The organism is Yinghuangia seranimata (assembly GCF_029953285.1).
Taxonomy (GTDB): Bacteria; Actinomycetota; Actinomycetes; order Streptomycetales; family Streptomycetaceae; genus Yinghuangia; species Yinghuangia seranimata.
The window spans coordinates 96,669-118,545 of sequence record NZ_JASAOI010000014.1 but is presented as its reverse complement, the minus strand read 5'-3'; the positions used below and the strand labels follow the sequence as shown (position 1 = coordinate 118,545).

Here is a 21,877-nt window from a genome sequence, read left to right as displayed (position 1 = left end):
TCGCGGCGGGCCATCGCCTGCCGACCGGCGGTCAGGACACGCCCGCGCCGCCCCCGGCCTGCGTCTCGCGGCGCTGCGTGGCACGCCACGTCCGCAGGTGCGCGCGGTCGTCCGAGCCGTCGACGGCCTGCCACCCCTCCGTCTCACGGCGCAGCTCGGGCCGGCTGCCGACGGCGGCAACGGTGAAGGGCTTGCCGTAGTCGTCGATGACGTACGTGCCGCTCCGGCCCGCGACGGTCCAGTCGAGCTCCAGGTGCCACGCGTAGTCCGCGTCGAGCGCGGTGACCTGGACGTGGAACAGCTCGGGGTCACCGCTGGTCACCGTGTACGGGAAGTCCGGTGTGTCGTCGAGCGGGTGGTGGGACGGCCACAGGTACGGCGGATCGGCGTCCAGGTCGAGGTGGAAGGTCCGCGGCGTCAGCGGCATGCCGGTCGGTTCGACGCCCTGGCAGTACGTCCCGTCCATCGCGTCCCGGCGCTCGGTGACCACGGCCCGCAGCCCGTGCAGCACGACGGCCTGCGCGGCCCGCCCCTCCACGAGGATGTCCAGGCGGTACGGGTGCGCCAGCACCCCGCCGCGCTCCTGGGCCCACTGCGTCAGCGGCTGGTCCGACCGCGGCGCGTCGAGGACGTCCGGGACCACCCAGCGGAACCCGTCACCGGTCGACGGGAACGGCGCCGTGCCGACGTGGACGGGCTGTTCGCCCGCGAACCGTCCGACGGCCGTCCGGACCCCGGCGAGGGCGAAGACCACGACTCCGCCCGCCAGCGCCGTCACCACGGCGACGACCGCGCCGAACAACAACGACGTCCGCACATCGACCGACCAGATGACCAGTACCACCCCGGCCGCCAGTGCCCCGACGCCCCCGCCGAACAGCACAGCACGACGCCACCCCGCCACAGATCCTCCCCCACGCCCGCCCCTGCGTGGATCTTGCCACGGACCGGAGCGGACGTTCGCACAATCGCGGAAGAACTCCGGGGTATCCGGGCCTCCGGCGAGCCCGTCCAGGCAGCCGCCGCACGGCAGTTCGCCGAGTAGGCAGCGGCGCCGATCCGCGGTCGCCCGGGGGCCTCGCCCCAGTGCCCAGGGGTCCGATAGGTTGAAGGTCCATGATCACGGCTCTGCCGACCCGCACCCTTCGGGTCGCCTCCGCACAGACCGCGTCCGTTCCCGGCGACATCGCCGCCAACACCGCCACCGTGGCGCGGCTGGTCCACAAGGCCGCCGACGCCGGTGCCGCGCTGGTCGTCCTGCCCGAGAAGATCCTGACCGGCTACGAGCCCGGCCTGATCGCCTCCGACCCCGACACGTACGCCGTCACCGAGACCGACCCGCGCCTGGACCCGATAGCCGAGGCCTGCCGCGCCACCGGCACCGCGGCCGTCGTCGGCGCCGTCGTCGCCGACACCGGGCGGCTGTACGTCTCCGCGCTGGTCGTCGACGGGGCCGGCAAGGTCGTCGGCCGCGCCGACAAGCAGCACCTGTTCGCGACCGAGGTGAAGTACTACGTGCCGGGCCGGTCGGCCTGCACCTTCACCCTCGACGGATGGCGCCTCGGACTCGGCATCTGCTACGACTCCGGCTTCCCCGAGCACGCCCGCGCCGCCGCCCTCGACGGCTGCCACGCGTACCTGGTCGGCGGCCTGTTCAGCTGCGGCGGCGGCGAGGTCCAGGTGCGCGGCTGGTTCCCTGCCCGGGCGATCGACAACACGATGTACGCGCTGCTGTCCAACCACGTCGGCCCGGCCGGCCCGTGGCTGGCGGCGGGCGGAAGCGCCGTGTGGGGCCCGGACGGCCGACTCGTCGCGCAAGGGCCCGGCGAGGGCGAGGCCGTGGTGTGCGCGGACCTCGATCCGAACGAACTCGCCCGCGTACGCGCCGAATTGACGATGCTCGCCGACCTGCCGAACGGCCCGGGCGACAACAGGCGGCGGTATCTGGGCTGACGGCCCCACGGCCACCTGGTCAGGACGGATCGGTCAGCTCTTGCGCCGCACCGGCCGTTCCGACGGGAGGCGGCTCGTGAAGAGGAAGCTCACGGCGGTGATGCCCGCGCAGGCGAGGACGGCGACCTTGAGGCCGTCGATCTGCGCCTCGCTGTAGTTGTCGACGATCGCGTCGGCCTCGGGGGCGGAGACCGCGCCACTCGCGTGCAGGGCGTTGGCGACGTCGTCCGTCGGGACGAACGCGACGCCGGCCTCGATCCGCACGGTCGCCTGGCTCTGGACCGCGTCGGAGATGCGCGGGTCGTCCTGGATCTTCGCGCTGAACGAGCCGGCGAGGGCGCCGATCAGGATGGCGCCGATCAGCGCGGTGCCGACCGACGAGCCGAGGTTCTGCGCCGTGTACTGGAGGCCGCCCGCCTCGCTGCGGTCGGCCTCCTCGACGCTGGACTGCACGACGTTGCCCAGCTGCGAGGCGAGCAGCCCCATGCCCAGGCCGAGCAGGCCCATCGCGAAGCCGAACTGCACCCCGCCGAGCTCCGGCTCGATGGTGCCGACCAGCCAGAGCGTCGCGGCGAGCAGGACCAGCAGCCCGACCCGGACGATCGCGCGCGGGGACGCGAACCGCACCAGCCGGCTGCCGCCCATCGAGGCGATCAGCATCGTGACCGACACGGGCAGCAGCTTCACGCCCGTCTCGAACGCGTCCAGGCCCTGCACGACCTGCAGGTACAGCGGGATCACGAAGAACACGCCGAGCATGATGGTGTTCTGGTTGAACAGCGTCACCAGGCCCGAACGCAGCGGCAGGTTGGCGAACAGGCCGAACCGCAGCAGCGGTTCGCGGCCCCGCGCCTCCAGCCGGTGCTCGTGCCGCCGGAACACCTCCAGCAGCAGGAAGCCCAGCGCGACGGCGAACAGGGTCGGGGAGAAGCCGAGGACGGTGAACGGCGGGTTGCGCGGCTTGAGCCAGCCCCACGAGCTGCTCTGCAGCACCGCCAGCACGATGACCGCGAGACCGGCCGCGGACAGCACCACCCCGGCCACGTCCAGCCGCGGACGCCGCTCGGGGGGCTCGTCCGAGGGCACCCAGCGCATGAGCGCGAGCATCAGCACGACCAGCACCACCTCGCCGGCGAACACCAGCCGCCACGTCAGATAGGTGGTGGTCCAGCCACCGAGCAGCGGCCCGACCGCGATGCCCGCGCCGGCCAGGCCACCGATCACGCCGTACGCCACCGCCCGGTCGCGGCCCTGGTACGCGCCCGCGACCAGTGCCGCCAGGGCCGGCAGCACCAGCGCCGCGCCCAGCCCCTCGATGACCGACCAGCCGAGCGCCAGCACCCACAGCGTGGGCGCGATCGCGGTGAGCCCCGAGCCGACGCCGTACACGCACAGCCCGACGATGAACGCGCGGCGCCGCCCGAACATGTCGCCGAGCTTGCCGCCGGTCAGCATGAAGGCCGCCATCACCAGCGTGTACAGCGTGATGACGCCCTGGATCGCGGTGACCTCGGTGTCGAAGTCCTCGACCAGCTGGCTGATCGACACGTTCATCACCGACGCGTCGAGCACCATCAGGAACTGGCCGATCCCGAGTACGAACAGTGCCTTCCAGCGGCCCATGCAGACCTCCGGGCGTCGGGGCAGGCGTCCGCGAGGGACGCCGCGTCTCACCGCGACGGTAGGGGCCGGTCCCGGCGCCGCGGATCACCTGTGCGGGGTGAGTTGCGGTCGCGGACCACCGCAGCCACGATCAAATGGAGACCAACAACGCAGTGCGCGCACGCGCGCATGCCCGGCCCTGCGGTGGTGATCGCCATGGCTCCGGAAGCCCGACCCGCGCGGTCGCACCGCGCGCCCCGCGCCTCGCCGGCCTCCCCCGGGGCCCCCGTCCCGGGAGCGGACACGGCACCGCACGGCGCCGCGGACTCCCCTCCCGGCCCGCACCTGCGCGTCCCGCCGACCCCCGAGACCTTCGTCAGCCGCACGCGCCTGTCGCGGCGCCTCACCGAGGCGATACGGCACCCGCTCACCCTGGTCAGCGGCCCCGCCGGGGCGGGCAAGACGCTCGCCGTCGCCGACTGGGCCCGGTCCGGGCAGGCCGGTATGCCGGTGGCGTGGCTGACCGTCGACGCGGACGACACCGACCCGCGCGTCTTCTGGGCCCACCTCGCGGAGGCCGTCCACACGAAGGTGTCCGCGCCCGCGGACCCCGCCGACACGGCCGCCGACCTCGACCGCAGCCCCTCGCGCCGCCTCGCCGCCGAGTTGTCCGCGCCGCGGCCGATCGCCGTCGTCCTCGACGACTTCGACGGCGCCGACGACCCCCAGGTGGCCGCCGGGCTGCACGACCTGCTCCGGTACGCGGGCGACGGCCTGCGCCTCGTCCTGGTCGGACGCACCGACCCGGTGCTGCCGCTGCACCGCTACCGGGCGTCCGGCGACGTGGCCGAGATCCGCGCGGCGGACCTGGCCTTCACCCCGGAGGAGACCGCCGTCCTGATGCGGCGGCACGGGCTCGACCTGTCGGACGACGGGGTGCGCGCGCTGGCCGAACGCACCGAGGGATGGGCCGCGGGCCTGCGGCTGTGCGCGCTGGCCGCGACCCGGTCCACCGACCCGGAGACGTACCTCAAGGAGTTCGAGGCCGGGCACAGCGTCGTCGCCGACTTCCTGCTCGCCGAGGTGCTCGACGCCCAGCCGCCCGAGGTCCAGGACCTGCTGCTGCGCACGAGCATCCTCGAACGCACCCACCCCGACCTGGCCGACGCGCTCACCGGCGGCAGCGACGCCGGCCGTGTCCTGGACGAACTCGCCCGCGCGAACGCGTTCGTCACCCCGGCGGACGGCGCCTGGTACCGGCACAGCCCGATCTTCGCGGAGATCCTGCGCGTGCACCTGCGGGCCCGCGCCCCCGGGCTGACCGAGCGGCTGCACGAGAAGGCCGGCCGCTGGCTGCACCGCGAGGGCCACCTCGACGAGGCGCTGCGGCACGCCGCCGCGGCCGGGCGCTGGGACCTCGCCGCGACCTGGCTGGTCGACGACCTGGGCGTCACGCGGCTGCTCGCCGACCCCGGCAGCGGCCAGCTCGCCGCGCTGTTCGACACGATGCCGCCCTCGGCACCGGGCGAGGACGCCGAACTCATCCGTGCGGCCCGGGCGCTGGCCGCCCACGACGTCGAGGCCGGGCTCGGCCACCTGGAGCGCGCGGCGGCCGCCGCCGGCACGGATCCGCATTCAGCGGAGTCCGGCGGCGCCGCGGAACCGGGCACCGCCGCGGCCGTCCGGCGCCTCGAACACGCGTGCCTGAGCGCGGTCGCGGGCCGGATGGCCGGCACGACGGACCTCGCCGAGGAGGCCGCGCGAGCCACCGACCGGCCGACCGCCCACGTCCCCGACGCCCCCGCCGAACTGCGGGCCCGGCAGCACGAGGTCGCCGCGCTCCTGCTGAACGAGCTCGGCGCGTCCCGGCTCTGGGAAGGCCGCATCACGGCCGCGCGCGACGCGCTGTACGGGGCGGCCGACGAGGCCCGCGGCGCGGAGCGCACGGCGGCGCGGCACGAGTCCGTGAGCCTCCTGGCCCTCGCGGACCTGCTCGGCGGCGCGCCCGGCCGTGCCGAGACGCGGGCCCGGCAGGCTCTCGCGGAGGTCGAGCGGGAGCACGTGCCGCCGACCGACCGCTGCGGCATCGCGTACCTGGTGCTCGCCGACGTGGCCGCCGAGCACGACGAGATCACCGAAGCCGAGCGCTACCTGGCGCGCTTCGAAGCGCTCACCGGCGGCGGAGACGCGGACGGGGGCGCGCACGACCCCCTCGAGGCGCTCGTGCTCGCGACGCTGCGCTCCAAGCTCGCGCTGTGCAAGGGCGACCCGCACGGCGCCCTCGCCGCCGTCGCCGACTCCGAGCTGCCCACGGGCGTGGACCACGCGTCGCGGTGGGCCACGCGGCGGGCGGCGCTCGCCGCATCCGCGGCCCTCCTCGGGCAGGGGGACGCCGCCGCGGCCCTCGACGTGCTGTCGGCCGGCACCGGGAGCGAGGCCGAGCGGGCCGTCGCGCACGCGCGGGCCCACCTGGCGTCGGGCGACGCGCCCGAGGCACTGCGCGCGTTGACGGGCGTGCCCGCCTCGACGGCGGCACCCGCCATCGCCGTACGGGTCCTGCTCGGCCGGGCCGAGGCGACCGAGCTGAGCGGCGACCACGACGCCGCGCAGCACCTGCTGGCCCGCGCGTTCACCGTGGCGCGGCCGGACGTCCTGCGGCGCCCGATCGTCGACGCGGGGCCGTGGCTGCGCCGCCTCGTGCGGCGGCGCCCCGGCCTGGTCGCGGACCACGCGTGGCTGCCGGAGGACGTGCGGGCGTCGGGGGCGACGCCCGGCGGCGGGGCCGACCCGGCGTCGGGCGACCAGGCCCCGGTCGAGCCGTTGAGCGGCCGCGAGCAGGAGGTCCTGGGCCTGGCCGCCGAGATGAGGTCGACCGAGGAGATAGCGGCCGACCTGCACCTGTCGGTCAACACCGTGAAGACCCACCTCAAGAGCATCCACCGCAAGCTGAACGTCACCCGGCGCGCCGAGGCGGTCCGCAGGGCGCGCCGGCTGGGGATGCTCTAGAGCCTTCCGGAGTGCGAAGACCGCAGCCGGGTCCGGGCGACCTTCCGGTCGACCGGACCCGGCTGCGGTTTTCACCGCGGTACCCGCGGTCACTCAGGCAGTTGCCGGAACTCCGCGACGCGCAGCCCCAGGGACTGGAAACGGGCCAGGAGGCCGTACAGCTGCGCGTCGTCGACGATCTGCCCGATCAGCACGGTCTGGCTCGACACCACCACGCTCTCCAGCTCCGGGAAGCCCTCCTCGCGCAGGGCATCCGACATCGTCCCGGTGACGCGGAACTCGTACCGCATGCCCGCCTCCGAACCGTGGGCCGCCTGTCAGGCCATGACCTTCGCCTTCATCCGCTGGTACTCCTCCTCGCTGATGTCACCGCGACTCTTGAGCTCGGCCAGCCGCGACAGCTCGTCGACCGGGCTGGCCTTCCAGGTCGTGGCCTGGCCCTCCTGCCCCTCGGCGGCCGCGTCACGCACGTACGCGCGGAACTCCTCCTCGTTCTTCTGCGCGCGCGCCATCTCGCGCATGCCCATGCCCTTGCCGCGGGCGATCAGGTACACCAGCACGCCGAGGAACGGCAGGCAGATCAGGAAGACCGCCCAGCCGGCCTTGCCCCAACCGCTGACCTCGTCGTCCCGGAACAGGTCGCTCAGGACGCGGAAGAGCAGGAAGAACCACAGGATCCACAGGAAGATCCACATCGTCGTGAAGAACACGTTGAGCAGCGGGTAGTCCATCGCGGGCCTCCTCGATCGGCCTCGGGCGTCCCCCGAGGACCTCGGGCATCCCCCGAGATCAGCGTCGCCGCCCGACGGCGTGCGCGTACCACCCGCCAGGGGTGATCCACGGACCGGCCGCCGGGGAGAGGCTGAAAGCCACCGAACGCGGGCGCGGCGGACAGCCGCGCGCAACCGCCCGAGGAGGACACATGACCGAGACCCCCGGGGCTGAGATGGGCCCCGTCGACTACCTGGTGGTCGAGTTCCCCGGCAGCAAGCTGACGGGCGAAGGACTGCCGATCCTGCTCGACCTCGTCGACGCGGGGATCATCCGGATCCTCGACCTGGTCTTCGTCGCGCGCGGCACGGACGGCTCGATCGCCGCGGTCGAGATCGCCGACCTCGACGCCGACGGGCAGCTGGACCTGGCCGTGTTCGAAGGCGCCTCGTCCGGGCTGATCGGCGACGACGAGCTCAACGAGGCCGGTGCGGTCCTGGAGCCGGGCAGCTCGGCGGCCATCCTGCTGTACGAGAACGCCTGGGCGGCGCCGTTCGTCGCGGCCCTGCGCCGCGCCGACGCCCGGCTGGTCGCGAGCGGCCGCATCCCGCACGACGAGCTGGTCGGCGCCCTCGACGCCATCGAGGCGGCGGAGGCGGGCGGCTGAGCCGCACCTCCGTACCGCAACGCCGAAAAGCCGATCCGACGCTTCGAACCCACCCCCACCGCGCAAGCCCGAGCCCTCAGGAGGCGGACACCATGCCCGGTCTTCTCCGCGGAGTCGCGCGTACCGCCGTCGTCGCCGGTACCGCCACCGCCGTATCCAACCGTGTCTCCCGCCGCCAGGCGGGCCGCTGGTCCCAACAGGAGGCCGACGCCGCCGCCCAGCAGCAGCAGCAGCAGCAGTACGAGGCTCCCCCGCCCCCGGCCCCGTCGGCCGGCCCCAGCATGGACGACAAGCTCGCCCAGCTGAAGCAGCTGGGCGAGCTCAAGGACCAGGGGGTCATCACCGACGCCGAGTTCCAGGTCCAGAAGGAACGCATCCTGGCCGGCTGACCCGGCCCCGCGGGTGTGCGGGCCCGTCCGTGCGGTGCGCGGACGGGCCCGCGGCGTGTTCAGTGCCCGAGGGCCGCCTTGGCGGCCACGAGGATGAGCCCGAGCACCAGGTTGACCGCGCCCTCCACCACGGCCAGTCCGCGCGACGCGCCGGCCCGGAGCGCCCCCAACACCGCCCACGCCACCTGCTGGCCGACCGCCACGGAGATCGCCAGCCACGCCGTCCCGCTCAGCCCGAGGCCGAACAGCGGGCTGACCGCGACCGCGGCGGCCGGCAGCAGCGCGGCCTCCACGATCGACCACTCGCTCCCCGCGACCCGTCGGACTTCGCGCCGGGTCACCTGCTTGTGCGCGGCCCGCTCGCCGGCCAGCCGCGAGTACACGTGCGCGGCCCAGAACACGAGCCCCGAGACCAGCAGGAGCACGATCAGCTCCGACCGCCGGTTGTAGCCCGACGCCCCGACCGCCGCGACCACCGACGCCGCCAACAGCGAGCCGTAGACCGCGCCGGTGTAGTCCGTGTGCGCCCGCCCGCCGGGACGGTCGTCGTCCGCCGCCCCATCTGGCATTTCCGACAATTCACTCACATAACCAACATATGTGTCATACGCCACACACGCCGCGAACCGCGGGCACGCGCGTCGCCGGCAGGGCTGCGGCCGAACGCGCCGCCGTGGACAGGATCCGGCGTGCGCGACGGGCAGGTTCCGCGATTTCGGGACACGCTCTGTGACCGCGCGGGAGCATGGAGTCGGGTGCCGGTGGGGGCCGATTCCCGGGGACGGTGAGGGGCGTCGGAGTTGTCGGCGGCGCCGGGGAGTTCAGGGCCGGGGGGTCGGCGTATGAGCGTGGAGGGGCCTGGCACCGGGTGGACGGACGCGGACCTGGTCCGCTTCCTGGAGCATCCGGCGACGCGGCGTGACGCGTTGGGCATGGTGTTCGAGCGGTACCACCGGCAGGTGCTGGCCTTCTGCGCCGTCCGGATCGACGACCGGGACCGCGCGGTCGACGCCGCGGCGGACGTGTTCGCGGAGCTCGCGGGGCACTTCGCGGCGGGGCACACCGTCAGGCAGCCGCTGAGCGGGTTCCTGCACGTCGTCGCGCGGCACCGGGTCGCCGCGGCGCAGGACGGGCAACGGCCGGGCCTGGACGCCCTCATGTTCGGCGAGAACGGCGAACACGCCGCGCCCGGCCACGGATTGCTCGAGACCGAGGACGAGGCCGGGCTGAACCAGGTGAGGGCGGCGCTCGACAACCACATCGTCCCGACGTTCGACCCGTACCGGCAGCACGTCTTCGAGTACGCGCTGCGCCGCGGGCTGTACGGTACGGCGCTCGCCGCCGTGCTGCGGGTCTCCCCCGAGCGGGCCGACGACGACGCGCGCGAGGTGCTGGATGCGGCCTGGCGGGGCTTCGTGTCGTTCGCCCTTCCGGGGCGGGATCATGACCCGCGGTTGCTCGATCCTTGGCGGCCGGTGCTGGTGCCGGTGCTGTGCGCGGCTCCCCTGCGGGCGCGCGTCGAGGAGGTGTTCGACGCGACGGCTCCGGCTCCCGACGTGCCCGCGTCCTCGGCACCGCTCGGTGGCGTGGCGGGGATCGCCACGGTGCTGTTCGTGGTTCTCGCGGTCGTGGTCGGCGTGGTGACGCCGCCGCCGCATCGGACGCATGCGGTTGCAGCCGCGGCGGCGACCGAGCAGGCTTCGGTCGGGCCGAAGACCGTGCAGGCGGCCGCCGTTCGGGCGGCGATGATTCGGGCACAGCTGGCGACCGCGTCGGTCAGCGCCCGCAATTTCGGCGCGCGGGACTGGATCAAGGGCGAGACCAGGCTGGACGTCCAAACCGACGGCTCGGCGAACGTCCGGACCCTGGTGGGCTACGACATGGGCGAGGGGCACCCGTGGAACCCGCCCGAGGTGGTCCTGGTCGGCGACCGAGGGTGGGTGACGGCGACCGACATCAAGGCGTTCCCGTCGCCTGTGGGCACCCCCTCGGCGGTGGACGGTCTCGCGCGCGCGGCGGATCCGCGGATCGACGACGCCCGTCTGGCCCGCTGGATGGTGTCGCCCGCGAACCTCGTCCTGCTGCTGGACAACGCCGCGCTGACCACCGATGTGTCCAACGCCGACGGCACCCGCACCCTGATCGGACACGCCCCGCTCGCGGCGCTGGCCGCCGATCCGGGCGGCGCGTTCCTGTACGGCCCCTACCTGGGCCGCGGGCCGACCGACGGCGTCGTCGGCTTCGTGCTGGTCACCGACGCCCAACACCTGCCGTCCAGGCTGGAGTTCCACGTCGGAGTGACGGTCACCCCGGAGCGGGCTGCCACCGGCTGGCCGGACCCGTCGGACGACCCGTTCAGCGTCAACTACACGGGGTGGGGCCAGGGCACGGCCGTCGTGCCACCGGGCACCGCGCCGGAGGGCGGTCGCTGAGAGGGCGGCGTCCCGGCCTGCGGCACGTCCGTCCGTGCGACGGGCGTCGGCTTGCCCTTGACGCGCGCGTCAGGGTTTAGCGTCGCCGCGGCGCCACGGCCGAGGCCGGCGTGGCGCGGCACCCGCGTCCCGAGGAGTCCGCTCATGACCCCGTCCCTGCCCCGCACTTCGCGCGAAGTCCGGCTGACCGTACAGCCGCAAGGCCTGCCGACGGCCGCCGACCTGCGGATCGCCGAGGTCCCGGTCGCCGCCCCCGGACCCGGCGAAGTCCTGGTCAGGAACGGGCACTTCCTGGTGTTTCCGGGGCTACGCACGCTGATGGGCGACGAGACCGGCGGGCTGCCGCTGCCGCCGCTGCGCGCGGGTGACACGCTGTTCGGTCCGGCGGTGGGCGAGGTGGTCGCGGCGGGCGACGGGGCCGGGCTGCGGCCCGGTGAGACGGTGGTCCACCTCGACGGCTGGCGGGAGTTCGCCCTGCTCCCCGCCACGCGGTGCAGCCCTGTGGGCGAGGCCCTCCCGGACCCGGTGGCGCACCTGTCCAGCGGCTCGGCGGCGTACGGCGCGCTCACCCGGCTCGCTCCCGTCCGGGACGGCGACACCGTGTTCGTCAGCGGCGCGGCCGGCGCGACCGGGGTGCTCGCGGGGCAGATCGCACGGCTGTTGGGGGCGGGGCGGGTGGTCGGGAGCACCGGATCGGCCGCGAAGGCCGAGCGGCTGCGGGCGGAGTTCGGGTTCGACGCCGTCGCCGTCCGCGGAACCGAGCCGTTCGGGGACCTCCTCGCGAAGGCCGCGCCCGAGGGTGTCGACGTCGTCGTGGACACCGTCGGCGGCGAGCAGTTGACCGCCGCTGTGGCCACCGCGCGGCCGGGCGCGCGCATCGCGCTGGTCGGCGCGTTGGCCGGCCAGTTGTCCGGCGACCGCGCGGGCGGCAGCGCGCCGGTCGAGGTCGACAGCTACCGGCTCATCGTCCAGGGCGTCTCGATGCGCGGCTACCGCGGCACCGACCACCCCGACGTGCCGGCCGAGTGGACGGAGCGCTTCGGCGGCTGGCTGCGGGAGGGGCGGATCCGCTTCCCGTACGTGGCGCTCCCGGGCATCGACCGCGCCCCGGCGGCGTTGCAGGAACTGATCGAGGGACGCCACTTCGGCTCGGTCGTGGTGAAGCTGTAAGTGGCCGGACGGGGGCGGGCATGAGGATCGGGGACGCGGCCGCGGCGGCCGGCACGACGCCGCGGGCGCTGCGCTTCTACGAGGAGCGCGGGCTCCTCCCCCCGCCCCCGCGCAGTGCGTCCGGCCAGCGCGAGTACGGGCCCGACGACGTCGCGCGGATCCGCGTCGTCCGCGAACTGCTGCACCTCGGGCTCACGGTGGAGGACGTGCGCGGCTTCGCGGCGCGGCTGGACATGTTCACGGACGGCGCGACGCCGCGCTGCGCGTCTCCGTCGCCGTCCGACCCGCCGTCACCCGCGTCGGCCGCGGTCACCCGTCGGCTCGCGGCGCTCGACGCCGAGATCGACCGGCTGACCCGCCTGCGCGCCCGGCTGGCCGGCGCGACGGGGCGCAGCGAGGCGGCGGACACCGCATAGGGCTCTGCCCGGGGCCGGACGTCAGCGGCGGGCGGCCGCCTCGATGAGGCGTTCGAGGTCGGCCAGGTCGGCGTCGAACTCGGCGGCCACGTCGAGCGGGAGGTCCAGCCAGGGCGCGAGCCTTTGGTGGGCGGGCAGTTCGCCCTCACCGAACCCCGCGCGGCGGCTGCGGGTGTCGATGCGGCCGGGGCCGAAGCGGCCGGCCGCCTCGGAGACGGCGAAGCCGATGACGAAGGTACTGACCAGCCGTTCCAGGCGCGGGACTTCGTGCTCGGGGACGCCCGCGTCCAGCAGGGCGGTGAAGACCAGTTCGACGACGCGCACCGCGTCGAGGGTCACGGCCGGGCGGGAGAACAGCAGCTGTGCCGACCAGGGGTGACGCAGTGTCGCCTCGCGGCAGGCGTACGCGAGCGCGCGAAGGCGTTCGCCCCACGGCAGTTCCTTGCCGCCGTCGGCGGGCAGGAGCCCGGCCAGCACCCGGCCGACGAGGCCGTCCAGCAGCGCGTCCTTGCCGTCTACGTGCCGGTACAGCGCCATCGGCGTGACGCCGAGCCGGTCGGCGACCGCACGCATCGACACCGCGTCCAGCCCCGCCTCGTCGGCGATCGCCAGTGCCGCGTCCAGAACCTCTTCCCGCCTGCCTCCCATGGGTCTACAGTGTAGACGTATACAGCGTATACATGCGGGATCGAGGAGGGCCGATGCTCATCAGCGAGGGGCTCGTCAAGCGCTACGGGGGCCGACGTGTGCTCGACGGCTTCGACCTCACCGTCGGGTCCGGGGAGATCGTCGGGCTCATCGGCCACAACGGCGCCGGCAAGACCACCTTCGTCGAAATCGTCACCGGCCTCGTGCGCCCCGACGCGGGCCGGCTGCGCATCGGCGGCCTCGACGCGCTGCGCTCGGCGCGCTCCGGGCGCGAGGCGCGGCGCCGACTCGGCGTCGCGCCCCAGGAGTCGGCGCTCTACGGCGCGGCCACCGTGCACGAGAACCTGCGGCTGTTCGCCGGGCTGGCCGGACTGCGCGGTCCCCGCCGGCAGGCCGAGATCGACCGCGTCCTCGACGAACTGCGCCTGACCGAGCTGGCGGACCGTCCCGTCGCCGTCCTGTCCGGCGGCCAGCGCCGACGGGTGCAGGCCGCGACCGCCATGGTCGCGTCACCGCCCCTGCTGCTCCTCGACGAACCGACCGCGGGCGCCGACCCCGCCACCCGGTCCGCCCTCCTCGCCGCCGTCAAGGCGCGCGCCGAGGCGGGGGCGGCCGTCCTTTACACCACCCACTACCTCCCCGAACTCGTCGACCTGGATGCCACGTTGGCGCTCGCCCGGGCCGGCCGCGTGATCGCCCGCGGCACCCGGCACGACCTCACCCGCGACCTGCCCGGCGAACTGCGCGTCACCTTCACCGACGCCGCCGAACCCGAACTGCGCCTGGCGACCACCGATCCGGGCGCCGACCTCGCCGCGCTGCTCGCGGCGGGCCGGACACCCGCCTCCGTCGACGTCCGGCGTCCCAGCCTCGACGACCTGTACCGGTCCCTCGGCGACCACCCGACCCAGGAGATTCACGACCATGCCGCCGCGTGACGCCGCCGCCCGCACGGGCGTCCTCGTCCACCACAACCTGCGGCTGATGCTGCGCGAACCCGGCCCGCTCATCAGCCGGATGGTGCTGCCGCTCGCGTTCCTGACGCTGCTGCGCCCGCTGCACACCGCGGCCTTCGGCACGACGAAGGGCACCGAACAGGCTGTCATCGGAACGCTCGTGACGTTCTCGCTGCTCGCCCTCAGCATCTCCGGCGGCGCGATCCTGAGCGAACGCCTCGCCCACACCTGGGACCGGCTGCGCGCGACCACCCTGCACCCCGCCGAGATCCTGGTCGGCAAAGCGGTCCCGGTGATCGCCGCCCTGCTCGCCCAGCAGGCGCTCGTCCTCGGCCTCGGCGTCGCCGCGTTCGGCCTGCGGATCGCGCACCCGGCGCTGCTGCTCGGCGTGTTGCTGTGCTGGACGTGCACCCTGCTCGGCCTCGGCACACTGCTGGGCGTCCTGGCCCGCAGCAGCAGCGAACTCTCCGCCGCCTTCGACGTCGGCGCCATGCTCCTGAGCAGCCTCGGCGGCGCGATGGCCCCGCTCAGCGTCCTGCCGCACTGGGTGTCGGTCATCGCACCCGTCTCCCCCGGCTTCTGGGCGAACCACGGGCTGCACGCGGCGCTCGACGGAGACACCGGCGCGGTCGCCGCGTCCTGCACCGCCCTCCTCACCGCCGCCCTGGCGCTGGCGACCCTGGCCGCCCGCCGCCTCCGCCGCCACAGCGAGCACCTCGCCGTGCGGTAGCCGGGCCGGAGCGCGGCCTCGGCGCCCGACCAGGCGCAGGCCATGTGCACTCTGCCGCGGCCGGGACTCGTGTGACGCAGGACACAGGGAACGAATTCCGTACCCACCTCCTCTTCCCACCGACAGCTCGCCCGGAGGCCGATCCGGGCGGGCTCGGACCGGAAAGGGGAACCGCTCCATGGAGACTCGCCTGCTTGCGCGGCGCCGACGCGCCGGGACGGCTGTCGCGGCGCTGCTGGCCGCCGACGCGCTGCTGCACGCGGCCTGGGCGACCGGGCTGACCTGGCCCGCCGGTGACGCAACGGCGTTGTCGTACGCCGTGCTGAACGCCGATGTGCCGTTCACGCCGCGCGTGTTGCTGCCGCTGTGCGCCGTGCTGACCACCGCAGCGGCGGGCGTCTACGCCCACGCGCACGAGCTCGGCTCTCCGGCGGCCCGGCGCGGCGCCCGGCTCGTGACGGCCGCGGTGGCGACCGGCCTGACGGTCCGCGCGACGGTCGGCGTCGGCTGGGCGCTCGGCGTGGGGGTGGACACGGACAGCGCGTTCTACCGGCTGAATCTGCTGCTCTACACGCCGATGTGCGTCGGCTTCGGATACGCCGCGGCGCGCCTGGCCGCCGCCGGTCGCGGCGTGCCGCTGCCGGGGCCGTGGCGGCGCGTGCGGGCCGACCGGGGATGATCGTCGCCATGACCGGACCCGTGCCGCACCGACCGCCGGACGCCGTCGCGCGCCCGGCGGCCGGCCCGCGCGCGGAAGGCCGCACCGTAGGCGCGTCCGCCACCGCAGACGCGCGCCGGGAGCGCGGTGTCGCGCTGGCCCGCGCGGCGCGGGGCGGCGACACCATCGCGATGAACGACCTGCTCGACCATCTGATCCCCTACGTGTCGGCCATTTGCGCGCCGATCGCCCTGAGCAGCCGTCAGGACGCGGTGCAGGAAACACTGGTGGTGGTCTTCCGCAAGCTGCGCGGCCTGCAGGAACCGGCCGCACTGTACGGGTGGGTGCGCGCGATCGCCGCACGCGAGGCGGTCCGGGTCGCCCGCCGCGACGCGCGCGACATCCCCGCCGAGCCGGCGGACCTGCCGGCCCCCGGCGACCCGCAACTGGCCGCGGACATCGACGACGTCCTCGCGCGCCTGTCGCCGGAACACCGCGCGGTGCTGGTGCTGCGCGACGTCGAAGGGCTGGACGAGCAGGAGGCGGCGGCGCTGCTGGGCGTGCCGGAGGGCACGGTGAAGTCCCGGCTGCACCGGGCGCGGGCGGGCTTTCGAAGGATGTGGACGGGATGACGTACGACGAGACCGGGCCCCCGGGGCCCCAGCGGCCGGAAGCCGCGTCCGAGGCCTCCGCTACGCCGGACACCGGCCTGGACGCCGTCCGCCGGCTGCACGTCATGGCGGCCGGGATCCCGGGGGCGCGGGTCGTGGAGGGCGTGCTCGACGCCGAGTTCGCCGACGTGTGGGCCGTCATGTCCGATCTGGAGGGCGGCTTCGGCGAGTTCCAGCCGGACATGCGGAACGTGCGGGTGACGGCGCGCGACGGCGACCGCGTTACCGCGCACGCGCGCAGCCGCTACGGCATGCGGGCGCGCCTGGACGGGGTGGTGCGGCCCGGATGGTGCTGGCTGCAAAGCCGGTTCGTCATCATCGGCATGGCCGCGGAGCCGCTGCCGGACGGCGCCGGGACGCGGGTGGCGCTGACCGGAGGCCTCCGAATCCCGGGGCGGGCGCTGATCGTTCCGGGTGCGGGACGCGAACTGCGGCGCTCGTTGGACCGGTTGACGCGGCGTATGGACTGAGGCGGGCTTCCGTAACGCGGGCGGGGCGGCGGGCCGTGACCCGCCACCCCGCCGGGCCTCGAGCCCGCCGTCGCGACCGTCCGTCAGGACGCCGCGGCCGCCTCCGCTCCGGCCTTCGCGTCGGCCTCCGCCGCCGCGTTGAGCACCACGTCCACCAGCCCGGGGAACCGCACGTCCAGGTCCGCGCGCCGGAGCTGCACCAGCCGGTTGCGCCCCTGCACGCGGGTCCGCGTCACCCCGGCCTCGCGCAGCACCTTCAGGTGGTGCGACACGGTCGACTTGTGGATGCCGAGCATGTCGCCGTACTGCGAGCACGGCGTACCGTCCCCGTCCTCGCCGGCGCCGAGCCCGTCGATCAGCCGGACGACCTCCAGGCGCACCGGATCGGCGAACGCCGCCAGGACGTCCGACAACCGGATGTCCGCCGTCGACGGCTGGAACAGGTCGCGCTCCACCATGCCGACCACCCCTTCTCTCCCTTGCCCGACCCCATTGTCTCATTGTTTGACAACCATCAACCTATCTGATTCGGTTTGATGACTGTCAAACAATGCGCATCCGCATCTGGGGGTCTCCATGCGTCTCGTCGTCCTCGCGCTCGGCATGTTCGCGATCGGGACCGACACCTTCGTCATCGCCGGCATCCTCGGCGACGTCGGTGCCGACCTCGACGTGTCGACGGCCGCGGCCGGCCAGCTCGTCACCGCGTTCGCCCTCGCGTACGCGGTCCTCTCGCCCCTCCTCGCCGCCGCGACCGCGTCCTGGCCGCGCAGGCGACTACTGCTGACCGCCCTCGCGGTCTTCACCCTCGGCAACGCCGCGACCGCCCTCGCGCCGACCTACCCCGTCGCCCTCGTCGCCCGTGTCCTCACCGCCGCCGGCGCAGCCCTCTACGCACCCAACGCCGCCGCCGCGGCCGCCTCCCTCGTCGCCCCCGAACGCCGCGCCCGCGCGCTCGCCGTCGTCTCCGGCGGCATGGGCACCGCGATGGCCGCCGGCGCCCCGCTCGGCACCTGGCTCGCCGGACACGCCGACTGGCGCGCGACGCTGTGGCTGGTCACCGCGCTCGGCACCGTCGCGCTCGCCGGCCTCGCCGCGTCCCTGCGCGGCGTGCCCACGCCTCCCGCCGTCCCGCTGCGCGAACGCCTGCGCCCGCTGGGGACGTTCAGCGTGCAGCGCGTGCTCGTGGTGACGTTCTGGATCTACATCGGCGTCTACGCGATCTACCCCTACCTCGGCGACCTGATCGCCGACGCGACCCACGGCAGCCCGGGCCGCCTCGCGTGGGCGCTCACCGCCTTCGGCGTCGGCTCCCTGATCGGCGCGCCGTTCGCCGGCCACATCATCGACCGCTACGGCTCCCGCCGCGTCATCGTCGTCGGCGTCACCGGCATCGCCACCGCGATCATGCTCCTGACCGTCGCCGACGCCACGTTCGCCACCACCGCCGCCGCCCTGATCCTGTGGGGCGCGACCGGCTGGAGCGCCACCCTGGCCCAACAGCACCGGATCATCGCGCTCGCGCCGCAGTCCGCGCCCATCTACGTCTCGCTGAACTCCAGCGTCCAGTACACCGGCATCGCCGTCGGCAGCGCGATCGGAGGCCCCCTCCTCGCCGCGGTGGGCAAGAACGGACTGCTCATCTACACCGGCGCCTTCCTCCTCGCCGCTGCCGCCTTCGCGGCCACGACCAGCCGCACCTCCGCCCGCACGGTGGCGAGCTCCCACCAGGCCGTCGCCGCGGACCGCATCCCGCTCGCCGTCGACTGACCGTCACGCGATCCCGGCGCGGCCGTCCCGATCCGGGGCGGCCGCGCTTCGGGGTTCAGGCGTCGGGGTGGGGGCCGCGCCACGTGATCGTGTACGCCGCAGTGGCGAAGGCGAGGGCGGTCAGCGTCCATGCGAGGGCGTCGAGGGGCGGGTTCGGGAGGACGACGGCGAAGAGGGCGTGCAGGGGTTGGGAGACGATCAGGGCGGCCGCGGCCCAGATCGGGACCAGGTGGGTGCGCCACAGGGCGATGCCGAGGAGGACCATGCCGACGATGTGGCCGAGGACGAAGAGGAGGACGCCCGCGTCGACCGGGGCGAGCTTGTCGGCGTCGTCGAGGAGTCGGCCGGTGTCGGCCGCGGGCAGGTCGACGCGGGCGGCGGAGAGGGCGAGGTAGTCGCCGATTCCGGCGAGGAAGACGGACGAGAAGCCGACCACCGACAGCGTCAGGGCCCAGGTTCCCAACCGGGGGCTGCGGCGGATCGCGGCGAGGCCGATGGCGACGGTGCCCGGGACCAGGGTCAGGACGGCGAGCAGGAGCAGCCACAGGACGGCGGTCTGGGTGCCCTGGTGGGCCGCGACCTTGGCGCCGACCTCGGCGGAGTCGTCGGTGGACGAGTACGGCAGGATGCCCCGCAGGATTCCGACAGCCAGCGGCCCGACCGGGATCAGCAGAGCGAACACGGCACGGTGCAGCGGAACGGCGGTGCGTGCCGGTGGAGTTGCGACGGCGGTCATCGTGCTTCCCTTCGGAGTCGGACCGTGTGTGACAGCAACTCGGATTGTTCGTAGGGCGGTTGCCCGGCGCATGGGCGTACGGGTACGGCGCGGCCGGGAGGATTTCCCGGGTGCGGGTAGGAGCCTGTACCCGGGACAGGGCGCGACGGGCGCCTCATCATGGGGGCATGGCGCGGGTCGGATCGCACGGGGAGCCCCGGCGGGAGGGGGAGCCTGCCGGGGCGTCCGGCCGCACCCGTGTCACGGCGGTGCTGGCCACGGGGCTGTTCGCGGTGGCCGTCGCCGAGGTGGTGGTCGCGGTGGTCGGGGCGGCCACCGGCATGACGTGGCACCGGGCGTTGGACCGGTACATCGTCACGAACTCGGCGATGGGCCTGGCGTTTCCCGTCAGCGGAGTGCTGGTGGCGTGGCACCGACCGCGCAATCCGATCGGCTGGCTGCTGCTGGCGGCGGGCGTCGCGCACGCCACGACCGCCGCGCTGGTCCCGGTCATCGACCTCGCGGTGCGGCACGACGGCCCGGTCTGGCTGATCCGCGCGCTCATCACGGTCGCGACGTGGTCGTGGCCGTGGGCGATCGGGCTGTTCCTGCCGCTGGCGCTGCAGTTGTTCCCGGACGGGCGACCGGTGTTCCCACGGCTGATGTGGGCCACGGTGCTCACGTCCCCGCTGTTCGCCGTGCGGATGGGCACCGAACCCGACCCGTTCGGCAACGGGTTCTCCGGCTACGCGGTCGGCGACCCGCCGGGCCTGGAACCGCTGTGGACCGCGGTCGAGATCCGCAACATCGCGGCGCTGGCGGTCGGGCTCGCCGCGCTGGCCCGGCGCTACCGGCGCGGCGGCGAGCGCGAGCGGCGCCAACTGCTGTGGCTCATGCAGGCCGTCCTGCTGGTGGCGGTCATCATGGTGCCGTGGGGCGTGTTCGGCGTCGGCCCGGTGTACGTGCTGTTCGCGATCCCGCTCATCCCCGCGTCCATGACCGTGGCCATCCTGCGCCACCAACTCCTCGACATCCGCCTGGTGTTCTCCAGGACCGTCCTGTACACGCTGCTCACCGCGGGCGTCGTCGGCGCGTACCTCGGCATGGTGGCGCTGCTGGAGGCGATCGCACGCGACCGGGGCCTGGGCGGCTCGACGGCCGTCACCGTGCTGATCGCCGTGGCGTTCAACCCTGTTCGTGTGTGGCTGCAACGGGTCGTGGAGCGGATCCTGTACGGGGACCGCGGCGACCCCGTCCGCGCGGTGTCCCGGGTCGGGGCCCGGCTGGACACCGGGCTGCCGGGTGTCCTGGAGGCCGTCCGCGACGCGCTGCGGCTGCCGTTCGCGGCGCTCCGGGTGCGCGGCGCCGAAGTCGCCGCGTCGGGCACGGTCCCGGAGCACCTGGAGACGATCCCCCTGACGTACGGCGGCGAACGCGTCGGCGAACTGCTCGTCGGGCCGCGCTCGGGCGAGCAGCGGCTGTCCGGCCGCGACCGGGCCGTCGTCGAACTGCTGGCCGCCCCACTGGCGGTGGCTGTGCACGCGGTCGCGCTGTCCGAGCAACTGCAGCGCTCCCGCGAGGCGTTGGTGTCGGCGCGCGAGGAGGAACGCCGCCGACTGCGGCGCGACATCCACGACGGTCTCGGCCCCGTGCTCACCGGCGTGACCCTCAAGGCCGACGCGGCGGGGAACCTGCTGGACGCCGACCCGGCGTCCGCCCGCGTGCTCATCGCCGAACTGCGCACCGAGACCGCGCAGGCCCTCGACGACGTCCGGCGCCTGGTCTACGAGTTGCGTCCGCCCGCGCTCGACGACCTCGGGCTCGCCGGCGCGATCCGGCACCGCGCCGCCCAGTTCGACCGCACCGGCCCGGCCGTGCGCGTCGAGGCGGCCGAACTCCCGGCGCTGTCCGCGGCCGTCGAGGCGGCGGCGTACCGCATCGCGGTGGAGGCCGTCACCAACGCGGTACGGCACTCCGGCGCGGGCCGGATCCGGGTGCGGCTCCGCGTCGACGAGCGCTCCCCCGGCGCCCCGCCCGGGCCGCGCCACCTGCACGTCGAGGTCGCCGACGACGGCGGGACGCCCGGGGCCGCGTGGCACCCCGGCGTCGGCATCCGCTCGATGCACGAACGCGCCGCCGAGGTCGGCGGCACGTGCACCGTCGGCCCCGCGACCGACGGCGGCGGACGCGTCGCCGCCCGACTGCCCCTGGGGAGCCTGTGATCACCATCGTGCTGGCCGACGACCACCCGATCGTCCGCAGCGGACTGCGGGCGCTGCTCGGCTCGATCGACGGATTCCAGGTCGTCGCCGAAGCCGAGGACGGCCACGCCGCGATCCGAGAAGCCGTCACGCACCGCCCCGACGTCCTCGTCATGGACATTCAGATGCCCGGCCTCGACGGCATCGAGGCCACCCGCCGCGTCGCCGAGGCCGCGCCCGACGTCGCGGTGCTCATGCTGACGATGTACGAGGACGACGCCTCGGTGTTCGCCGCCATGCGCGCGGGCGCCCGCGGCTACCTGCTCAAGGGCGCCCAGCAGCAGGAGATCGCCCGCGCCATCCACGCCGTGGCCGACGGCCAGGCCATATTCGGGCCCGGCGTCGCCCGCCACGTCCTGGCGTTCTTCACCGGTCCGGCTACCGCCACACCGCCCGTCGTTCCTGACCGCTTCCCCGAACTCACCGACCGCGAGACCCAGATCCTCGACCTCATCGCGGCGGGCCGCCCCAACGGCGAGATCGCCCGCCGGCTCGCCATCTCCCCGAAGACCGTGGCGAACCACGTCTCCAGCATCTTCGCCAAACTCCAGGTCGCCGACCGCACGGCCGCCGCCCTCCGCGCCCGCGACGCCGGACTCGGCCGTCCCTGAGGCGAAGTCGGGTCCCTATGATCGGGGTTGTCACGAACCCT

The 21,877-nt window shown here is 74.6% G+C and carries 23 protein-coding genes; 15 read left to right on the top strand and 8 right to left on the bottom strand.

Annotated elements, in window-relative coordinates; all coding sequences use genetic code 11:
• Positions 1-31 precede the first annotated feature (31 nt).
• Positions 32-904, bottom strand: coding sequence for a hypothetical protein (locus tag QI554_RS10215; RefSeq protein WP_281468309.1), 873 nt, complete (start codon positions 902-904; stop codon positions 32-34).
• 212 nt (positions 905-1,116) lie between these two features.
• On the opposite strand from QI554_RS10215, the gene QI554_RS10210 reads away from it, so the two are divergent.
• A complete protein-coding gene (locus QI554_RS10210) occupies positions 1,117-1,953 on the top strand; it encodes a carbon-nitrogen hydrolase family protein (RefSeq protein WP_281468307.1) in 837 nt (278 codons plus the stop codon).
• 33 nt (positions 1,954-1,986) lie between these two features.
• On the opposite strand, the gene QI554_RS10205 is transcribed toward QI554_RS10210, so the two are convergent.
• Positions 1,987-3,576 carry an MFS transporter gene (locus QI554_RS10205; RefSeq protein WP_281468305.1) on the bottom strand — a complete coding sequence of 530 codons (1,590 nt, stop codon included), beginning with the start codon at positions 3,574-3,576 and terminating at the stop codon, positions 1,987-1,989.
• A gap of 195 nt (positions 3,577-3,771) precedes the next feature.
• Between QI554_RS10205 and QI554_RS10200 the strand changes: the two genes are divergently transcribed.
• On the top strand, positions 3,772-6,561 hold the full coding sequence (locus tag QI554_RS10200) for a winged helix-turn-helix domain-containing protein (RefSeq protein WP_281468303.1): 2,790 nt from the start codon (positions 3,772-3,774) through the stop codon (positions 6,559-6,561).
• An 89-nt stretch (positions 6,562-6,650) separates the two neighbouring features.
• Here QI554_RS10200 and QI554_RS10195 read toward each other — a convergent pair whose 3' ends face one another.
• Together QI554_RS10195 and QI554_RS10190 are read right to left on the bottom strand one after the other, a co-directional pair.
• Complete coding sequence (locus QI554_RS10195; RefSeq protein WP_281468302.1) at positions 6,651-6,851, bottom strand: hypothetical protein; 201 nt, start codon at positions 6,849-6,851, stop codon at positions 6,651-6,653.
• 27 nt (positions 6,852-6,878) lie between these two features.
• Entirely contained in the window at positions 6,879-7,292 is a 414-nt protein-coding gene (locus tag QI554_RS10190) for an SHOCT domain-containing protein (RefSeq protein WP_281468300.1), read from the bottom strand.
• A gap of 191 nt (positions 7,293-7,483) precedes the next feature.
• Here QI554_RS10190 and QI554_RS10185 point away from each other — a divergent pair, with 191 nt between their 5' ends.
• Together QI554_RS10185 and QI554_RS10180 are read left to right on the top strand one after the other, a co-directional pair.
• Complete coding sequence (locus QI554_RS10185) at positions 7,484-7,939, top strand: DUF6325 family protein (RefSeq protein ID WP_281468297.1); 456 nt, start codon at positions 7,484-7,486, stop codon at positions 7,937-7,939.
• A 92-nt stretch (positions 7,940-8,031) separates the two neighbouring features.
• The gene (locus tag QI554_RS10180; RefSeq protein WP_281468295.1) at positions 8,032-8,328 is read left to right on the top strand and encodes an SHOCT domain-containing protein; all 297 of its coding nucleotides are present in this window, start codon (positions 8,032-8,034) and stop codon (positions 8,326-8,328) included.
• Between the two features lie 59 nt (positions 8,329-8,387).
• Here the strand turns inward: QI554_RS10180 and QI554_RS10175 are convergent, their stop codons facing one another.
• On the bottom strand, positions 8,388-8,915 hold the full coding sequence (locus tag QI554_RS10175) for a hypothetical protein (protein WP_343230774.1): 528 nt from the start codon (positions 8,913-8,915) through the stop codon (positions 8,388-8,390).
• Between the two features lie 255 nt (positions 8,916-9,170).
• On the opposite strand from QI554_RS10175, the gene QI554_RS10170 reads away from it, so the two are divergent.
• From QI554_RS10170 to QI554_RS10160, 3 genes are all read left to right on the top strand, one after another.
• A complete protein-coding gene (locus QI554_RS10170) occupies positions 9,171-10,760 on the top strand; it encodes a hypothetical protein (RefSeq protein ID WP_281468293.1) in 1,590 nt (529 codons plus the stop codon).
• A gap of 144 nt (positions 10,761-10,904) precedes the next feature.
• Positions 10,905-11,930, top strand: a complete 1,026-nt coding sequence (locus tag QI554_RS10165; RefSeq protein WP_281468291.1) for an MDR family NADP-dependent oxidoreductase — start codon at positions 10,905-10,907, stop codon at positions 11,928-11,930.
• Positions 11,931-11,950: 20 nt separating this feature from the next.
• Positions 11,951-12,346, top strand: a complete 396-nt coding sequence (locus QI554_RS10160) for a MerR family transcriptional regulator (protein WP_281468289.1) — start codon at positions 11,951-11,953, stop codon at positions 12,344-12,346.
• Between the two features lie 21 nt (positions 12,347-12,367).
• Here QI554_RS10160 and QI554_RS10155 read toward each other — a convergent pair whose 3' ends face one another.
• A complete protein-coding gene (locus QI554_RS10155; protein ID WP_281468287.1) occupies positions 12,368-12,994 on the bottom strand; it encodes a TetR/AcrR family transcriptional regulator in 627 nt (208 codons plus the stop codon).
• 53 nt (positions 12,995-13,047) lie between these two features.
• On the opposite strand from QI554_RS10155, the gene QI554_RS10150 reads away from it, so the two are divergent.
• From QI554_RS10150 to QI554_RS10130, 5 genes are all read left to right on the top strand, one after another.
• On the top strand, positions 13,048-13,932 hold the full coding sequence (locus tag QI554_RS10150; RefSeq protein WP_281468284.1) for an ABC transporter ATP-binding protein: 885 nt from the start codon (positions 13,048-13,050) through the stop codon (positions 13,930-13,932).
• Positions 13,919-14,680: an ABC transporter permease gene (locus QI554_RS10145; RefSeq protein WP_281468282.1), complete on the top strand. Its 762-nt coding sequence runs from the start codon at positions 13,919-13,921 to the stop codon at positions 14,678-14,680. Before QI554_RS10150 ends, QI554_RS10145 begins: the two co-directional genes overlap by 14 nt.
• A gap of 178 nt (positions 14,681-14,858) precedes the next feature.
• Entirely contained in the window at positions 14,859-15,359 is a 501-nt protein-coding gene (locus tag QI554_RS10140; RefSeq protein WP_281468280.1) for a DUF3995 domain-containing protein, read from the top strand.
• An 8-nt stretch (positions 15,360-15,367) separates the two neighbouring features.
• Complete coding sequence (locus tag QI554_RS10135; RefSeq protein WP_343230773.1) at positions 15,368-15,970, top strand: RNA polymerase sigma factor; 603 nt, start codon at positions 15,368-15,370, stop codon at positions 15,968-15,970.
• A complete protein-coding gene (locus QI554_RS10130; protein WP_281468279.1) occupies positions 15,967-16,479 on the top strand; it encodes a hypothetical protein in 513 nt (170 codons plus the stop codon). Before QI554_RS10135 ends, QI554_RS10130 begins: the two co-directional genes overlap by 4 nt.
• An 83-nt stretch (positions 16,480-16,562) precedes the next feature.
• On the opposite strand, the gene QI554_RS10125 is transcribed toward QI554_RS10130, so the two are convergent.
• Entirely contained in the window at positions 16,563-16,937 is a 375-nt protein-coding gene (locus QI554_RS10125) for an ArsR/SmtB family transcription factor (protein WP_281468277.1), read from the bottom strand.
• Between the two features lie 118 nt (positions 16,938-17,055).
• On the opposite strand from QI554_RS10125, the gene QI554_RS10120 reads away from it, so the two are divergent.
• A complete protein-coding gene (locus tag QI554_RS10120; RefSeq protein ID WP_281468275.1) occupies positions 17,056-18,249 on the top strand; it encodes an MFS transporter in 1,194 nt (397 codons plus the stop codon).
• Positions 18,250-18,304: 55 nt separating this feature from the next.
• Here QI554_RS10120 and QI554_RS10115 read toward each other — a convergent pair whose 3' ends face one another.
• Complete coding sequence (locus QI554_RS10115; protein WP_281468273.1) at positions 18,305-18,985, bottom strand: hypothetical protein; 681 nt, start codon at positions 18,983-18,985, stop codon at positions 18,305-18,307.
• 167 nt (positions 18,986-19,152) lie between these two features.
• Here QI554_RS10115 and QI554_RS10110 point away from each other — a divergent pair, with 167 nt between their 5' ends.
• Positions 19,153-21,186, top strand: a complete 2,034-nt coding sequence (locus tag QI554_RS10110) for a sensor histidine kinase (RefSeq protein WP_281468270.1) — start codon at positions 19,153-19,155, stop codon at positions 21,184-21,186.
• The gene (locus QI554_RS10105; RefSeq protein WP_281468267.1) at positions 21,183-21,836 is read left to right on the top strand and encodes a response regulator; all 654 of its coding nucleotides are present in this window, start codon (positions 21,183-21,185) and stop codon (positions 21,834-21,836) included. The genes QI554_RS10110 and QI554_RS10105 overlap by 4 nt, the downstream gene beginning before the upstream one ends.
• Positions 21,837-21,877: the final 41 nt, after the last annotated feature.

Coding starts and splice junctions, on each gene's coding strand:
- QI554_RS10210 (WP_281468307.1), top strand. CDS start 1,117: ATGATCACGGCTCTGCCGACCCGCACCCTTCGGGTCGCCTCCGCACAG.
- QI554_RS10205 (WP_281468305.1), bottom strand. CDS start 3,576: ATGGGCCGCTGGAAGGCACTGTTCGTACTCGGGATCGGCCAGTTCCTG.
- QI554_RS10200 (WP_281468303.1), top strand. CDS start 3,772: ATGGCTCCGGAAGCCCGACCCGCGCGGTCGCACCGCGCGCCCCGCGCC.
- QI554_RS10195 (WP_281468302.1), bottom strand. CDS start 6,851: ATGCGGTACGAGTTCCGCGTCACCGGGACGATGTCGGATGCCCTGCGC.
- QI554_RS10190 (WP_281468300.1), bottom strand. CDS start 7,292: ATGGACTACCCGCTGCTCAACGTGTTCTTCACGACGATGTGGATCTTC.
- QI554_RS10185 (WP_281468297.1), top strand. CDS start 7,484: ATGACCGAGACCCCCGGGGCTGAGATGGGCCCCGTCGACTACCTGGTG.
- QI554_RS10180 (WP_281468295.1), top strand. CDS start 8,032: ATGCCCGGTCTTCTCCGCGGAGTCGCGCGTACCGCCGTCGTCGCCGGT.
- QI554_RS10170 (WP_281468293.1), top strand. CDS start 9,171: ATGAGCGTGGAGGGGCCTGGCACCGGGTGGACGGACGCGGACCTGGTC.
- QI554_RS10165 (WP_281468291.1), top strand. CDS start 10,905: ATGACCCCGTCCCTGCCCCGCACTTCGCGCGAAGTCCGGCTGACCGTA.
- QI554_RS10160 (WP_281468289.1), top strand. CDS start 11,951: ATGAGGATCGGGGACGCGGCCGCGGCGGCCGGCACGACGCCGCGGGCG.
- QI554_RS10155 (WP_281468287.1), bottom strand. CDS start 12,994: ATGGGAGGCAGGCGGGAAGAGGTTCTGGACGCGGCACTGGCGATCGCC.
- QI554_RS10150 (WP_281468284.1), top strand. CDS start 13,048: ATGCTCATCAGCGAGGGGCTCGTCAAGCGCTACGGGGGCCGACGTGTG.
- QI554_RS10145 (WP_281468282.1), top strand. CDS start 13,919: ATGCCGCCGCGTGACGCCGCCGCCCGCACGGGCGTCCTCGTCCACCAC.
- QI554_RS10140 (WP_281468280.1), top strand. CDS start 14,859: ATGGAGACTCGCCTGCTTGCGCGGCGCCGACGCGCCGGGACGGCTGTC.
- QI554_RS10135 (WP_343230773.1), top strand. CDS start 15,368: ATGACCGGACCCGTGCCGCACCGACCGCCGGACGCCGTCGCGCGCCCG.
- QI554_RS10130 (WP_281468279.1), top strand. CDS start 15,967: ATGACGTACGACGAGACCGGGCCCCCGGGGCCCCAGCGGCCGGAAGCC.
- QI554_RS10125 (WP_281468277.1), bottom strand. CDS start 16,937: ATGGTGGAGCGCGACCTGTTCCAGCCGTCGACGGCGGACATCCGGTTG.
- QI554_RS10120 (WP_281468275.1), top strand. CDS start 17,056: ATGCGTCTCGTCGTCCTCGCGCTCGGCATGTTCGCGATCGGGACCGAC.
- QI554_RS10115 (WP_281468273.1), bottom strand. CDS start 18,985: ATGACCGCCGTCGCAACTCCACCGGCACGCACCGCCGTTCCGCTGCAC.
- QI554_RS10110 (WP_281468270.1), top strand. CDS start 19,153: ATGGCGCGGGTCGGATCGCACGGGGAGCCCCGGCGGGAGGGGGAGCCT.